The sequence below is a fragment of the Cutibacterium sp. LaCa_286 genome, from assembly GCF_057198075.1.
Genome location: NZ_CP191091.1, coordinates 1,717,874 through 1,732,152 on the forward strand (window position 1 = coordinate 1,717,874; position 14,279 = coordinate 1,732,152).

14 protein-coding genes and 2 pseudogenes are annotated in these 14,279 nt (G+C 62.6%); 9 read left to right on the top strand and 7 right to left on the bottom strand.

The features are described from left to right. Positions 1–95 precede the first annotated feature (95 nt). Entirely contained in the window at positions 96–338 is a 243-nt protein-coding gene (locus tag ACP8JZ_RS07470) for a type II toxin-antitoxin system Phd/YefM family antitoxin (protein WP_323458934.1), read from the top strand. A 263-nt stretch (positions 339–601) separates the two neighbouring features. Then, positions 602–730 (top strand): PIN domain-containing protein, encoded by a 129-nt coding sequence (locus ACP8JZ_RS07475; RefSeq protein WP_323459172.1) that lies wholly within the window; start codon positions 602–604, stop codon positions 728–730. A gap of 234 nt (positions 731–964) precedes the next feature. Here the strand turns inward: ACP8JZ_RS07475 and ACP8JZ_RS07480 are convergent, their stop codons facing one another. Beyond that, the gene (locus ACP8JZ_RS07480; protein ID WP_484482343.1) at positions 965–1,618 is read right to left on the bottom strand and encodes a LacI family DNA-binding transcriptional regulator; all 654 of its coding nucleotides are present in this window, start codon (positions 1,616–1,618) and stop codon (positions 965–967) included. A gap of 215 nt (positions 1,619–1,833) precedes the next feature. Here ACP8JZ_RS07480 and ACP8JZ_RS07485 point away from each other — a divergent pair, with 215 nt between their 5' ends. From ACP8JZ_RS07485 to ACP8JZ_RS07500, 4 genes and pseudogenes are all read left to right on the top strand, one after another. Then, positions 1,834–2,004: a hypothetical protein gene (locus ACP8JZ_RS07485; RefSeq protein ID WP_306517582.1), complete on the top strand. Its 171-nt coding sequence runs from the start codon at positions 1,834–1,836 to the stop codon at positions 2,002–2,004. Positions 2,005–2,034: 30 nt separating this feature from the next. Further along, entirely contained in the window at positions 2,035–2,385 is a 351-nt protein-coding gene (locus ACP8JZ_RS07490; RefSeq protein ID WP_306517571.1) for a Rossmann-fold NAD(P)-binding domain-containing protein, read from the top strand. A 10-nt stretch (positions 2,386–2,395) separates the two neighbouring features. Then, positions 2,396–2,689, top strand: a complete 294-nt coding sequence (locus ACP8JZ_RS07495; RefSeq protein WP_484482344.1) for an NAD(P)-dependent oxidoreductase — start codon at positions 2,396–2,398, stop codon at positions 2,687–2,689. Then, positions 2,620–2,770: pseudogene (locus ACP8JZ_RS07500) on the top strand (NAD(P)-dependent oxidoreductase); the annotation flags it as partial. The gene ACP8JZ_RS07495 and the pseudogene ACP8JZ_RS07500, both read left to right, overlap by 70 nt. 77 nt (positions 2,771–2,847) lie before the next feature. Here ACP8JZ_RS07500 and ACP8JZ_RS07505 read toward each other — a convergent pair. Both ACP8JZ_RS07505 and ACP8JZ_RS07510 read right to left on the bottom strand, forming a co-directional pair. Next, positions 2,848–5,334: a polysaccharide lyase 8 family protein gene (locus tag ACP8JZ_RS07505; protein WP_306517570.1), complete on the bottom strand. Its 2,487-nt coding sequence runs from the start codon at positions 5,332–5,334 to the stop codon at positions 2,848–2,850. Between the two features lie 156 nt (positions 5,335–5,490). Then, entirely contained in the window at positions 5,491–6,720 is a 1,230-nt protein-coding gene (locus tag ACP8JZ_RS07510; RefSeq protein ID WP_484484253.1) for an ISL3 family transposase, read from the bottom strand. A gap of 458 nt (positions 6,721–7,178) precedes the next feature. Here ACP8JZ_RS07510 and ACP8JZ_RS07515 point away from each other — a divergent pair, with 458 nt between their 5' ends. Further along, positions 7,179–7,487 carry a hypothetical protein gene (locus tag ACP8JZ_RS07515; RefSeq protein WP_306517568.1) on the top strand — a complete coding sequence of 103 codons (309 nt, stop codon included), beginning with the start codon at positions 7,179–7,181 and terminating at the stop codon, positions 7,485–7,487. Between the two features lie 65 nt (positions 7,488–7,552). Further along, positions 7,553–9,541, top strand: a complete 1,989-nt coding sequence (locus ACP8JZ_RS07520) for a M13 family metallopeptidase (protein WP_484482346.1) — start codon at positions 7,553–7,555, stop codon at positions 9,539–9,541. Positions 9,542–9,791: 250 nt separating this feature from the next. Here ACP8JZ_RS07520 and ACP8JZ_RS07525 read toward each other — a convergent pair whose 3' ends face one another. Both ACP8JZ_RS07525 and ACP8JZ_RS07530 read right to left on the bottom strand, forming a co-directional pair. Beyond that, on the bottom strand, positions 9,792–10,256 hold the full coding sequence (locus ACP8JZ_RS07525) for a helix-turn-helix transcriptional regulator (protein ID WP_306517566.1): 465 nt from the start codon (positions 10,254–10,256) through the stop codon (positions 9,792–9,794). 66 nt (positions 10,257–10,322) lie between these two features. Continuing rightward, positions 10,323–10,496 (bottom strand): annotated as a pseudogene (locus tag ACP8JZ_RS07530) (HTH domain-containing protein); the annotation flags it as partial. A 69-nt stretch (positions 10,497–10,565) separates the two neighbouring features. Between ACP8JZ_RS07530 and ACP8JZ_RS07535 the strand changes: the two are divergent. Then, the gene (locus tag ACP8JZ_RS07535) at positions 10,566–11,297 is read left to right on the top strand and encodes an alpha/beta fold hydrolase (RefSeq protein WP_306517565.1); all 732 of its coding nucleotides are present in this window, start codon (positions 10,566–10,568) and stop codon (positions 11,295–11,297) included. A gap of 62 nt (positions 11,298–11,359) precedes the next feature. On the opposite strand, the gene ACP8JZ_RS07540 is transcribed toward ACP8JZ_RS07535, so the two are convergent. Together ACP8JZ_RS07540 and aspA are read right to left on the bottom strand one after the other, a co-directional pair. Next, positions 11,360–12,655, bottom strand: coding sequence for an anaerobic C4-dicarboxylate transporter (locus tag ACP8JZ_RS07540; RefSeq protein WP_306517578.1), 1,296 nt, complete (start codon positions 12,653–12,655; stop codon positions 11,360–11,362). Positions 12,656–12,660: 5 nt separating this feature from the next. Continuing rightward, positions 12,661–14,154, bottom strand: coding sequence for an aspartate ammonia-lyase (aspA, locus tag ACP8JZ_RS07545; RefSeq protein ID WP_306517564.1), 1,494 nt, complete (start codon positions 14,152–14,154; stop codon positions 12,661–12,663). Positions 14,155–14,279: the final 125 nt, after the last annotated feature.

The window sequence follows — 14,279 nt, forward strand, 5'->3', positions numbered from 1 at the left end:
ATCATTGCTGGCTCCGGGCCTTGATGACTCTGGGGGTGGTGACTCACCCCGCAATACCACTTCCTCCACTGCCACACGATTGCTACGTTTGCTGCATGCGGACCATCAGCCAGCGGGAGATGCGCAACGACAGTGCCCAGATGCTCCGGGACGTCGAGTCCGGGGAGGTCGTGGTCGTCACACGACGCGGCCTGCCGGTCGCCCAAGTGATGCCCCATGGAGGCTGCAGCAAGGCGATCAGGCCAGCCAGTGTGCCCGCGACATTCTCAGTGAATGATCTGGTGACGAGCTCCGCTGCAACCGGAACCATCCTCGACGATCTGCGCGACGAACGATGATCCGCTGACACCTCGGCTGCCGCCAAGCTCATGGTGGCAGAGCGAATCAGCTGCCTTGATTGCCGAGGTCAACCGTTCACAACCAGATGTGGTGGCCGCACTGTTGCTGGAGACCGAGCTGCGTCGAATGGTTCACCGCCTCCCGCAGCCTCAGTCAGGACATGGTCAGCTCACTGCTCACAAAAGTGTCCCTGTACCTCTCGAACCAGCACCTCATCGAATCAGCGCAGTTCACGCATGCCGGGCTCCTCCCCGGCCAGAACCTGCGCTCACTGGACGCATTGCATCTGGCCGCTGCCACCGATCTTGGCGTTGACGCGTTGGTCACCTACGACCAGCGTCTGCAGTCGGCGGCGCACGAAATCGGCATGCCGGTTGTCGCGCCCTCGTGAATCCACCCAATAACCGAGACACAGGGGCGGATGCGTCATGTCGGTGTGTGGGGGTATCATGTTCGCTGTCAGCCTGATGGGGAGTTGATGCCCGGGTGGTGTGGGGAAGTCGGTGGGAATCCGGCGCTGTCCCGCAACCGTGACCACATTTCGTGTGTGGAAGTCGGAGTACAGATCACCTGCGGGGAGTGGTTTCTGGTTCCGTCTGGGGTTACGGATCGACACCGACGCATGTCACGCCTGTGCTGCCCCGTGGCTCCTCTCGGAACGCTCCAAGATTGGGGAGTGGCCATGGCAGTAGAAGCAACGACGACGTGCAAGCGTGTGGTGGGCCCGGTGGTGGCTGCCGCACTGATGGCAGGTGCAGTGGGGTGACGGCGGCCCGGTCGTCAACCCCGATGCCCTTGATCTCGGGGGAAGATTGGTCGCTCCGATCGCCAGTACGGGGGAACCAGTATGCGTGGTGAAGTCGGAAATAGCGCGAGTGACTGCTGGTGTGGAGGTGATTGCGCCACCGGCGAAGATGAGTGCGCGGGCCTGCTGGCTGGATGCGTTCGCGATGACAGCGAGGGTTGACTTCTCGGAGCCGTCTGACTCGGAGATGGTGACACGCAGGTCGTGGGACTGGGTCTCTCGGCTCACTCCGGCCACAATGGATGAGAAGTAGGGATCCGCGATGGAACCGACGACAAGTGAGACGACGTCGGTGTGTCCGCGCGCCATTGCCTGGGCGGCCTTGTTGGGGACGTACCCGAGCTCGGCGGCTGCGGCAGTGACGCGCTGGCGCAATTCGGGCCCCACCACTCTGTGGGCCGAGCCGTTGAGAACCCTCGATGCGGTGGCCAGGGACACTCCTGCCCGCACGGCCACGTCGCTGAGCGTCGCCATGTGATTCCTCCTGGGATGGTGTTGACATCTGACTCTATCGTTTTCATTGCGACATGGAATGGGATTGCCTCGCAAACTCCGATAAAACGCTTTCACAAATACCTGCAGATTCGCCTCGGTGAGGGCGCAATGTATTGGTATCGTGGAAAATGCTTTCCAGCATTGTTGAACGATGTCGTACCGACAGGATGGAGTCCAAGATGAGAAAACCTTGCGTGGTCCTATCTGTTCTGGACCTCTACAAGCCCATGTTCTTCACTCCCGCGGCCTTCGAACGGATCCGCGACCTGGCTGATCTGCGGATCGACCCTGACCCGGTCGGACATGCCTCGGCGGAGAGCCGGGAGATGCTCCGCGAGGCCGAAGTGGTCGGCACAGCGTGGTAGACTGGTGACCTCACGGGGCTCCTGCCACAGATGCCGCAGCTTCGAATGGTCATCCACTCCGGAGGATCGGTGAAGGGTGTCATCGGGGCGCAGGATTATGAGGTCGGGGTCCGGATTTCCTCCCAAACCCAACTGAATGCAGAACCGGTCGCCGAGCACAGCCTCGCCATGATCATCCTGGCCACCAAGGGGATCTTCGCCTCGCGACGTCGGTACGTGGAGAACCGTGCCAAGGAGGAGACCTTCTGGGAGAACTTCCCCGACATCGGGCTTTACGGTGCCAAGATAGGCCTCATCGGACTGTCGCGGATTTCCCGGCGAGTCATCGAGATGTTGGCCCCCCTTCCACGTCGACATCAAGGTGTTCTCCCATCATCTTGACGAGGCCAGAGTGCGTGAGCTTGGTGTCACTACTGTCAGCATCGACGAGATCATGCGGACATACGACGTCGTCTCCCTGCACTCGGCGTCGACGCCGCAGACCTATCACATGCTAGGAGCTGAGGATTTCGCGAAGATGAAGGATGGAGCGACCTTCATCAACACTGCGCGCGGGGCCATCTGTGATCAGGACGCCCTTATCGCTGAACTCCAGCGCGATCCATCGGTGCCGTCATCGACGTCACCGACCCCGAGGTCAACGTCCCCGATTCACCGCTGTGGACCCTGCCGAACGTCATCCTGACCCCACACGCTGCCGGGTCAATGGGACGAGAGCTTCACCGCCTCGGTGATGGCGCCATCACCGTTTTGGCCAATTACATTGCCGATACTCCAGTGGCCGGGGAATTCCCGGTCGGCCAGTATGCGGGGCGTGCCTGACCGACCGGATCCCCCGCGGGGTCAGACCTCGGTGCGCGGCAGCCTGATCGGGCGGGTCGGCGTTCCGGGGACTGGCTTCGATGGTTGAGGCGTCGGGGCGGCCGGGATGATCGGGCGTGACAGGGTCACGCGGACGGACTGGCCGCCCAGCCCTGCTGTGTTGACGTGCAGGGTCATGGCCGAGTCACCTCGGCTGTCGCCGACGTGCTCGTCGGAGGTGTCGAGACGCCAGCTACCGTCGATGGTGACCGTGACCGAGTCCTTTCGCTGGGTGGGCTCGGAGATGACGACCTCCATCCGGTTTTCGCGCTCGCGGGTCTGAACCATGGTGGGGGAGTCGACTGTTACCCCGCCACAGCCGGCAGGCTTCCAGAAGGCCAGGGTGGTGACGACAGTGGGATCCTTCGTCAACAGGGCACCCGCAGAGCGGACGGCCTGGACCGTTGCGTCATTTCGGAGCACGGTGAATGGCTCGACGCCCGGGCGCGTGGCCAGGGTGATCGTGCGGGAACGGCTGGCGGTGGGTATCAGGGCCCATGCGACCGGATGATCGTGGTGGGTGACGTGCAGGGATGCATAGGTGCGCTCGATGACCTCGTCAGCCCCCTTGACCTTGCGGGAGGGGTTGACGTCGATCCAGGTTCCCTTCCTCGTCGCCACCTTCGCGGAGAGGTCAGTGTCAGTGGCGAAGATGTAACCGCCGACTCCGTCCAGATGGGCCCACCGGGGGTTCTGGAAGGAAGTCGCGGATGAGACCGGGGTGCCGTCGACGAAGAGTTTCGTCGACGGGCTTGCCACCTTGCGGTGCTCGACGACGGTCATGGCCCGCGACGCGTCGGTGGTCACGTCGGTTGTCAGTTCCACCATAGCGTCCTTCAGACCTACCCACAGGCGTCGTGCCTTGAGGGTGGAGTCTTGCGAGGTGATCTGGGACGCGGCTGCCGACCACGCACCCGATGCCAGTCCCCCGGACCACTCGTTGGCAGGGGTCTTGGTTGCCCACGAGTCTCCGACAGCACGTTTGAGTGGGGTGGAGTCCACCGTCGTCCCCGTCGGTGCTGAGTAGTCGACGGTGGCCCAGTATCCGTCCTCGTACTGTCCCATGTCTCCGGGCAGCAGGAGATAACGCATTCCCTGGCTGGTCCTGGAGGCCCATTCGTTCTCCCCGTTGCCGTACTCGTACCATGCGATGCGATCCGAACAGTTGGACACGGAGACGAGCCAGTCCGCGGTGCGGTGAACGAGACGGTCCATGGAGGCGAAATAGCTCGGCGTCGACGTCTCCGGAACGGGGCGCGCCTTGACTGCGGTGTCGAACAGGGAGATGTCGACGAGGGTGGACGGCTCGGATAAGTGATCGAAGGTGTTTCGCGCGATCCAGCCATGTACGATCCCCCGCCACCGCTCGGCGCGGTGTGTCGGTAGGGCATCGGCCATCATGAGCATGGCACGGGCGATCGAGATGCCGTGCATGGCTGCCGACTCATTGATGCGTGAGATGGATCGACCGCGCACGTCGTCGAGGATCTGGCCGTTGTACATGACGGGGACGAAGCCGCGTTCGACCTGGTCGTGGAAGGCCTTGCGGGCCGATTCGGCGATGTCGAATCTCGTCCCGGAGACCAGCGGTAGGAGCATTGCCAGTCCACTGAACAGAACGTCGCCATAACCGCCGGTGTAGGGGATGCGGGAGTGCTGGATGAATCCGCCATCAGCACGGAAACCATCCCCCTCGGTGGTGACGCGCCAGGCGTCAGGCAATCCGTCGACGGCATGACGCAGTTTCTTCTCGTCGCTGGTCGCGATGGAGCGGCACATGACGGCACGGGTCAGGTCCATGCGATTCGCGCCGGTCGAGACCACGGGCTGAATGGGGTTGGCAGTGGGTTTGACCGCCGCAGGCTGCTGGAACCAGGGGTCGGGAACGAAGTGGTCGATGCCGGCTGCCGCGGCGGACATGACGTCGGTCGGCAGGACGTCGTGCAGGATGCACATGACATCGGCGATGGCCCTTGACGCGCCATCCTCCCAGTCCCACCAGTTCCCGTACTCGTCCTGGGAGGGGTTGTAACGAAGCCGGCAGAAGTCTCTGAGTCCCTCGACGCACGCGGAGAGGATCTCGGGATCCTTGTGGTATCTGGACCCGGGGGTGGCCCAGGCGCAGGCCATCGAGTCGATGGCTCGGGCGGTCTTAGTGATGAAGGGCGACTGCTCCTTCCGGAGGTCCGCCGAGATCAGGACGGTCTGACGACTCGAGCCGGATGCGAGATCGGTGAGGATCTCAGTGACCTTCCGGTCGGCCTTGGCGATGATTTCGCGGGCGCGTGGGTCGGAGGTCCGGGCGGCTCTGCGTCCGGTGATGATGTCGACCCACCGCTCGCACAACGCTGCCCAGCTGTCGGGGATGGGTGCGGCGATGGCGTCCGTCACAGCGGGAGAGGCGGTGAGCACCATGGCTGATAATGCAGATACGGTGAGAAAGGTACGTCGAGATGGGGTGCCGAACACGGTTCACGCTCCTGGGGAGAGGGTGGCAGCACTGCCACACGTACGGATTGTTGTTTAAAAAATTTTAGGGGAAAGCGAAAGCGATTACCATCGCAACCAGTTGAGCATCGTATTTTTGATCTTTGGATTACAGTCTCTTCGGACTTGAGGTGGGGGTCACGTGTCGAGGCCGCCGGCGATGAGCAGGCAGCGGAGGCGGTAGTTGTCGCGGTTGCGGAAGCCTCGGGCGATGCGGCGGTGGAGTTCGATCAGGCCGTTCATCGCTTCGGTGGGGCCGTTGGACGCGCCCCCGGTGTCGAAGTAGGCCAGGAACGCGTCGCGCCACTGTTTCAGGGTCCGGCCCAGACGCGCAATTTCGAGGATCGGGCAGGTCGGCAGAGCCTCGACGAGGTGCTCGGCCAGAGCCCGGCCCTCGGCTGGTGAGTTTGCGTGGTAGACCTCGCGGACGCGTTGCGCGGCTTGCCAGGCGATGAATACCTCTTCATGCGCTTGGTGGGCGTCGATCGCTGTGGCGAGGCGGTGTTTCTGCTTGTCGGACAGGTTCTCTGCTGAGGCATTGAGGATCGTCTGGATCCCGAACAGCGGATCGCCGGTGCGGCCTCGGTGGCCGAGGGTGGCTTGTTGGACGCGGCGGCGGACCTCGTCGACTGCTTTCGTGGCGAGGGCGACGACGTGGAAGGCGTCCAGCACCGCTGTCGCGTCGTCGAGGTGCTCGTCGACGGCGTTCTTGTAGCCCCGGAAGGGGTCCAGGGAGGCGACCTCGACCTGCCGCAACCAGTCAGGGCCGCGTTCCTGGAGCCAGGCTGAGTAGGCGGTTCCCGAGCGTCCCGGGACCAGGTCCAGCAGCCGGGTTCGTGGTGTGCCGTCAGCGGCGGGGGTGAAGTCGACCATGCCGGTGAGCATCTTCGGACCCCGGGTTCGTGGGTTCTTGTGATGCCAGACGTGTTCATCAACCCCCAGACGACGGACCCCGGTGAACCGGGACGGGTCGGCGTCAGCGGCCTGGAGGACCGGTTTGATCGCCCTCCACGCGGTCTTCCAGTCGATGCCGAGCTGGCGTGCGAGTCCCAGCACCGAAGCGTGCTCTCGGCGCAGTTGCGCCAAGGCCCACCCGATGGCGCGCCGGGTCAACAGGGCCCTGGGCGCGGCGACCGCCGGGTCTTGCTCGGTGAACGAGCCCTTGCCACACAAGGGTTCGGCGCAACGCCACGTGCGGGTGCGCCACACAATCACGACCGCCGTGTCGCCGAAGGGAACATCGTGCAGGACCTGGGCACGGCGGCCGTGAGACCGCGCGAGAACGCCGCAGTCGGGACAGAATCCCTCGCCAGGGGCGGACTCCACCTCCACGGTGATCGTGTCGGGGGCGCGCTCGACGGCGGTCACGTGCAGACCAGACAGGTCGATCAGGGCATCACAACGCGGGCAGTAGTCGGTAGGCTCACACACAGTCGGGGTCTTCTTGGAACAGCGAGTTTGGTCGCTGTTGACCCTGCCGAAGACCCCGACCCCTCACCACACCGGGCCACGACTACCCGCCCCACCTCAAGTCCGAAGAGCCACGTTAAGGCACCACGATGACCACCCACAAAGACACAACTGAACAGCAGTACCACCGCGCACCTCTCAACGGCCTCATCATCGGCACCATCGTCGGAGCCGTCTGGGTAGTCGTCCTCTTGATCACTCTGTGACAACGGGGCGTCATCATGCTTATGCAAGAATTTCCCTCATGTGTTTCATCTTCCCCTTGGTTGACCGGATCACCGGGCTGTGGGGAAAACCATAAAACATGTGAAACTCCAAAGAAAAGGAAGCACAGAATCACAACAATCGGCGTCACCATGGCTGCCCTCACCGGGTTGATGATGGCAATCATTTACTATGTTTTTATTTGTACAGCGGATCCACATAAATTCATACCAGATGGCGCCACTTTCAGCAGTAGAGCGTTTGTCGTCTATCTCGTTCCCCTGATCATGTTTCCCCCTGCCGGATGGTCTCTCGGTGTCGCCAGAGGAAACATCCCCCAAGATGATAGTTCACTCGTCCCAAAAATGAGTTTTGAAGCAGTGGTTGCGCTAGCAGGTTCTGTAGCCATATGGTGCTGGCTCACCGCAATTCTCAGTGTCCTTTTGTTCTTCGGAGCATGACATGGCATGAACGGGTCCATGCCACTTGAAGCTTCCCTCGTTGCCAGGTCCACTAGGGTGGGTCCATGGCAGAACCCTTCCCCGACCGCGACGAGAACATCCGTCCCGGCGATGACCTGTACCAGCACGTCAACGGCGCCTGGGAGCGTGTGACCGAGATCCCCTCGGATCAGGCGAGCACCGGATCGTTCCGGGTGCTGCGTGACAACTCCGAGGCTGCCGTCCACCAGATCCTGGCGGATCTGAGCTCCGGTGGGGCCACGCAGTTGCGCACTCTGGCACCAGAGGCCACCGATCACGAGGTCGAGGTCATGACCGAACTGTACCGGCGGTTCATGGACGTCGACGCCGTGGACGCCGCCGGCACCACACCGTTGCGTCCGTACCTGGCCCAGATCGACGCCCTCACCGACGCCACCGATCTCATGGCAGTCCTGGGCGCCCAGCACCGTCAGGGCGTGGGCGGGCTGTTCTACCTGGAGAACGAGTCCGATCCCGCCGATCCGACCCACTACGTCGCCTGGATGGGACAGAGCGGTCTGGGCCTGCCCGACGAGGCCTACTACCGCGACGACGACAAGGCCGAGATTCGCGCGTCGTACCAGGCCCACGTGACCCGCATGTTCACTCTGACCGGGTTGGACGAGCCCGAGGCCCGGGCACACCGCGTCGTCGACCTGGAGACACAAATCGCCAGCCACCACTGGGACCAGGTGCGCACTCGCGATTCGCGGGCATCGTTCAACCCCACGACGTTCGACGATCTGGCCGACACCCACCCGGGCCTGCACCTGCACACCTGGCTGACGGCAGCCCGGATCCCCGCCGAGGCAGTCTGCCACGTCATCGACAATCAGCCCTCCTTCTTCGAGGGGATCGAGCGCCTGCTGGCCAGCTCCCCCATCGAGCAGTGGCGCGACTGGGCCACCTGGCACGTCATCTCGGACCTCGCACCATTCCTGCCACACGAGTTCGTCGAGGCCAATTTCGACTTCTACGGACGCACCCTCTCCGGCGCCCAACAGCTGCGAGAGCGCTGGAAACGGGCAGTGGGATTCGTCGAGTCGGCCATCGGCGAGGCCGTCGGCAAGCTGTACGTGGCACGGCACTTCCCGCCAGCCGCCAAAGAGCGGATGGATCAGCTCGTCGCCAATCTGCTGGCAGCCTACCGACAGTCGATCGGCTCCCTGGACTGGATGGGTGAGCAGACCCGCACCGAAGCCCTGGAGAAGCTCACGAACTTCCGCCCCAAGATCGGCTACCCCGACAGGTGGCGAGACTTCTCCGGCCTGCAGATCCCCGAGGGATCCCTGGTGGACGCGGTGGCTGCCGTGTCATCCTTCCAGCTGGACCACATGATCGAGAAGCTCTCAGGGCCGATCGATCCCGACGAGTGGCTCATGTTCCCCCAGACGGTCAACGCCTACTACCATCCGCTGCGCAACGAGATCGTCTTCCCCGCTGCCATCCTGCAACCACCGTTCTTCGACGTGACGGCCGACGACGCCGTCAACTACGGCGGGATCGGTGCGGTGATCGGGCACGAGATCGGTCACGGGTTCGACGACCAGGGGTCCACCTACGACGGCCACGGTGCGTTGCGAGACTGGTGGACGGCTGACGACCGGGCCGCCTTCGAGGAGCGCACCAAGGCCCTCATCGGCCAGTACGACGCCCTGGTGCCGCGGCAGCTGCAGCCGGACGGCCCGCACGTCAACGGAGCCCTGACGATCGGGGAGAACATCGGGGACCTGGGTGGGGTGAGCATCGCCTACCGGGCCCTGCAGATCTCCTACCAGGACGCCGGTGGTGTCCCTGAGCCGGTCGCCGGGCTCAGTTGGCAGCAGCGATTCTTCCTGTCGTACGCCGCCATCTGGCGTGAGAAGGTCCGTGACGAGGCCTGCCGCACCCAGCTCGCCACCGACCCGCACTCGCCCACACAGTTCCGCTGCAACCAGATCGTGCGCAACGTCGACGCCTTCTACGACGCCTTCTACGTGACGCCCGACGACGCCCTGTGGTTGGACCCCAGTCAGCGGGTGAGCATCTGGTGAACCAACAACCAACGACCTGCTCATGACCGCCAGATGCTCGAAAACGTCGCCCTGCTCCACCGACAGGCCTACCGATGAGTTCAGAGCCGACGAGTAAGACCCCGGCACAGGTTCGCGAGGCCCTCGAAGACGGGTCAAGTCACGAAATGGCCTCACGTGTCACTGGTCACACGACCATGAACCGGATGCGGACGCCATGTCCAAACTGCTCAGCGGACTCCCATGACCCGGCTGTTGGCAAAGGCCATTATCAATTTGCCCACCAATCACCGCTCACATTCGTGGCCGTCGTAGGGGGTGTACCAACCTCTTCAATGGTGTGCCCCGAACACTGTTCCTGGGTGACGCTGGCCTGGCGAATACGCTCGATCGAGAACCAGCGCACGGCACCGCGTAACCGGCACCAGCCGATGAGGTACCACGTTCCGTCAGTGTTGGCGAAAAGTATCGGCTCGATGTCACGCTGAGTATTCTGTCCTTCCTTGGAGACATAGTCGATGCGCAGGACTCGCTGGTCGATCATCGCCTGCTCGCAGGATGACCGGATTCTCCGCGAACCCGCGGTCCTCGAGTTGACCCACACACGTGAGGCAAGTAGCTCGACACGTGCTCGGGTCTGAGGATCAAGGACGTCAACGATCTTGCGTACCGCGGCGGCTGCCAGATCAGCGTAGGGGGCATTTGGTGCCGCCGCCACTGCGGAAAGCAATGACACAGCCTGAGCTGGTGAGAGGGTGACAGGAGGCAGAGAGCCACTGGCCACGAGCGCGTAGCCCCCGCCGGGTCCGGGGCGAGACCTGAGCGGTAACCCAGCTGTCTCAAGTGTCATCAGGTCTCGCTTGATGGTACGAACAGACACACCGAACTCGTCAGCCAACTGCTGCGCGGTGCGTCCACGTCTCCCACTACGTCGCAAGGACTCGGAGAGTGCATACAAACGCTCAGATCGTTTCACGCCGACATCCAGGATTCATGCCACCAATGGTGACACACCGTTGTCCGTGCGCCGTGCAAGAATCGCTTCATGACATCCACTTCGGCATCCCCGTCCCCGCCTCACATCATCCTGGTACCCGGACATTGGCTGGGCGCCTGGGCCTGGGACGAGGTACTCGAACACCTCACGACTCCGGGCTTCCACGCCACGGCAATGACTCTTCCCGGTCTTGACCGACGCGATCCCGACCGGACGGACAGGACCCTCAGCGAGCAGGCCGACGCCATCCAGGCTGCTGTCATCCAGACAGGTGGTGATGTGGTCCTTGTGGGCCACAGCGGCGCCAATGGGCCAGTGAGCATTGCCATGGATCGTCACCCGGAGCTGATCCGTCGAGTCGTGTGGGTCGACTCCGGCCCCATGTCGGACGGCACTGCATTCGCACCTGATCTGCCGCCATCCGTCATGGAGCTACCGCTACCTGATTTCGAAATGCTGAGGCAGCAGGCAAGCCTCGAGGGTCTCAGCAGTGAGCACCTCGCTCGTTTCCGAGCACGAGCCGTTCCAGAACCTGCTGCAGTGGCCCGTGGAACCGTCACCCTGACCAATGACGCACGACGCGAGACGCCAACCACTCTCATCTGCTGTTCGATCCCGAGCAGACAGATTCTCGAGCTGGCCCGATCGGGTGATCCCATGTTCGCGGAAGTGGCCCAGCTCACACATGTCGACACCGTCGACCTGCCCACTGGCCACTGGCCGATGTGGTCCCGCCCCAAGGAACTCGCCGAAATGATCCACGCCGCAGCACACCAGTGAGGTGCCGTGTCCGGAAATCCGTGACGCGGCACCTCACTGGCCATCTGCCGTGGAACACCAGGTCACAGCAGTGTGAGCACTCCGTAACCCAGCAACACCGAGACCACGATGGCAGTCAATCCGGGCAGCAGGAACGGATGATTGAAGATGAACGAACCGATCCGGGTGGAGCCGGTGTCGTCAAGTTCGATCGAGGCGACCGTCGTCGGATAGGTGGGCAGGACGAACAACGCTGCCGCGGCCGAGTAGGAGGCCACCAGCACCGTCGCCCCCACGCCCAGTGCAGTGGCTGCTGGCAGGAAGGTGGCCAACGTCGCTGCCTGCGAGTAGAGCAGGGTCGAGCCGAGGAAGAACACCACTGCGAGCAGCCACGGAGCTCCGCTGAGCGCGTCGGCACCGTAGGACTTGATGAGCCCCATGTTGGAGGTCACGAAGCAGTTGCCCAGCCAGGCCACACCGATGATGCAGGTCGCCGCACTCATACCGGCCTTGAAGGTCGGCTGATCGTTGACCTCCGACATCGGCACCTTGCACGTCAGGCAGATGAGGAGGGCTGCACCGAGCATTGCACACATGATGGCTGCTCCCCGGGGCAGGGGCGGATTGTCGATCTTGCTGATCGCGACGGCGTAGACCATGAGCACGCCCAATGCCGAGAGGAAGATCCCCAGGGACAGTTTGGCCCGTCGGTCGATGTGGTAGGTGCCGGCCTCACGCAGATGCACCTTCCCAGCGGCCTTTCGCTGCTGGTAGACGGGGTCGTCCTGAAGATCACATCCCTGTCGACTCGAGACGAACGCCGCCGCCATGCAACCGACGAAGGTCGTGCACAGGGTCACGGCAACAAGTTTCGGATAGCTGATCCCCATCGGTTCGACGGCCCCGGCCATGATGACGGTGGCAGCCGAGATCGGTGAGGCGACAAGCGCCATCTGCGATGCGACCGACGACGCCGCAAGCGGTTTCGAGGGCCGGATGCCCTGTTCCTTGGCCACCTCGGCAATGACCGGGAGCACTGCGAATGCCACGTTCCCCGTGCCGCACAGCACGGTCATGATGAAGGTGACGATGGGTCCCACGTACGTGATCCGCTGCGGATTGGCACGAAGGATCTTCTCACTGGCAGCGACGAGGACGTCAAGGCCTCCGGCCTTCTCCATGACAGCCACCGCGCAGATGACCGCCATGATGATCCCCACGACCTCCCACGGAATGCCGGTGGCAGGATCAACCTTGCATCCCAGCAGACCGAGGACGATGACGCCTGCGCCGCCTGCCAGCCCAATTCCCAACCCACCGACCTTGGCACCAAGGAAGATGAATGCCAGGACGACGACAAGTTGAGCCAGAAATGTCAGCAGGGTCACTCTTGGCCTTCCGCCGCGTCAGGACTGGTTTCTGCTTCGGTCTTCACCGGCAGCTCCCTCTCACCGGGCTCATAACGACGTCCGGTGTAGACCGGGTGGCGGAAGCTCTGCGGAGTCATGATCTTGTCCAACTGCTCAGACGTCAGCAGCCCCATGTCGATGACGACGTCGCGCACGGAGCGGCCACTGCGTGCCGCCTCTCGGCCAACCAGATCACCGTTGTGGTGGCCAATGACGTCGTTGAGGTAGGTGACGATCCCGATGGAGTTCATGACGCTGTCGCGGCAGCGCTCCTCATTGGCGGTGATACCGTCGACACAACGAGTACGCAGCGTGTCGCAGGCTCGCGTGAGCAGGTGGATCGACTCGAACAACGACTGGGCCAGTGCCGGCTCCATGACGTTGAGTTCGAGCTGGCCGGCCTCGGCGGCGAACGTCACCGTGACGTCGTTGCCGAAGACCTTGAAGCAGACCTGGTTGACGACCTCGGGAATCACCGGATTCACCTTTGCCGGCATGATCGAGGAGCCGGCCTGCATCTCGGGAAGATTGATCTCGTTGAGTCCCGCTCGCGGCCCGGACGACAACAGGCGCAGGTCATTGCAGATCTTCGACAGCTTGGCGGCAGCCCGCTTGATGGCGGAGTGCACGGTGATGTAGGCACCGTTGTCCGACGAGGACTCGATGAGATCATCGGCTGGCTCGATCTCATAGCCAGTCACCTCGGCGAGTTTGCGGCAGGCCGTGGCTGCATAGCCTTCCGGGGTGTTGATGCCGGTGCCGATGGCAGTACCACCGAGGTTGACCTTGAGCAGCAGCTTGCCGGCGACTGCGATGCGCTCGACCTCATGACGCAGAGTCGTCGCATAGGCGATGAACTCATCGCCCAGGCTCATCGGTACGGCGTCCTGGAGCTGAGTGCGACCCATCTTGAGCACGTGGGAGAACTCCTTGCCCTTGGCCTCGAAGGCGTCAGCAAGATTCTCAATGGCCTGGGAAAGCTCCTTGAGCAGCGCAAAGACTGCCAGCCGGAAACCAGTCGGGTAGGAGTCATTCGTCGACTGCGACTTATTCACATGATCATTGGGGTGAATCAGGTCGTAACGTCCTTTTTTATACCCCAGCAGTTCCAGCGCGAGATTGGCCACAACCTCATTGGTGTTCATGTTGACGGAGGTGCCAGCACCGCCCTGGAAGAAGTCGAGGGGGAACTGGTCCATGCAACGCCCCTCGTCGAGAATCGCATCACAGGAGGCAACAATTGCGTCGGCAACATCTTCAGAGAGAACGCGCAATTCACGGTTTGCCAGGGCGGCAGCCTTCTTCACCTGAACCATTCCCCGGATAAATTCAGGCTCATTGTTCATACGCCCTGAAGAAATCTGGAAATTCTCCAAAGCACGCAGAGTATGTACACCATAGTACTTCTCTGCTGGAACTTCCCTTTCCCCTAGCAGATCAACCTCGACTCGACTATCTTCAGCCTTCAACTTCTCATCCTCTCATCAGTGAAACATAGAGTTCAGGCTTTATTGAAAACCTGCGCCAAGCCTAAGTAATTCCTTACGAGAGTCAAAGTCAGAACGAGAACTGTGGGAGTAGTCAACAAGGAAGC

Bases quoted from the DNA above. Each gene is read 5' to 3' on its own strand.
- ACP8JZ_RS07515 (WP_306517568.1), top strand. From the start codon at position 7,179: ATGGCTGCCCTCACCGGGTTGATGATGGCAATCATTTACTATGTTTTT.
- ACP8JZ_RS07520 (WP_484482346.1), top strand. From the start codon at position 7,553: ATGGCAGAACCCTTCCCCGACCGCGACGAGAACATCCGTCCCGGCGAT.
- ACP8JZ_RS07535 (WP_306517565.1), top strand. From the start codon at position 10,566: ATGACATCCACTTCGGCATCCCCGTCCCCGCCTCACATCATCCTGGTA.
- ACP8JZ_RS07470 (WP_323458934.1), top strand. From the start codon at position 96: ATGCGGACCATCAGCCAGCGGGAGATGCGCAACGACAGTGCCCAGATG.
- ACP8JZ_RS07480 (WP_484482343.1), bottom strand. From the start codon at position 1,618: ATGGCGACGCTCAGCGACGTGGCCGTGCGGGCAGGAGTGTCCCTGGCC.
- ACP8JZ_RS07490 (WP_306517571.1), top strand. From the start codon at position 2,035: ATGCCGCAGCTTCGAATGGTCATCCACTCCGGAGGATCGGTGAAGGGT.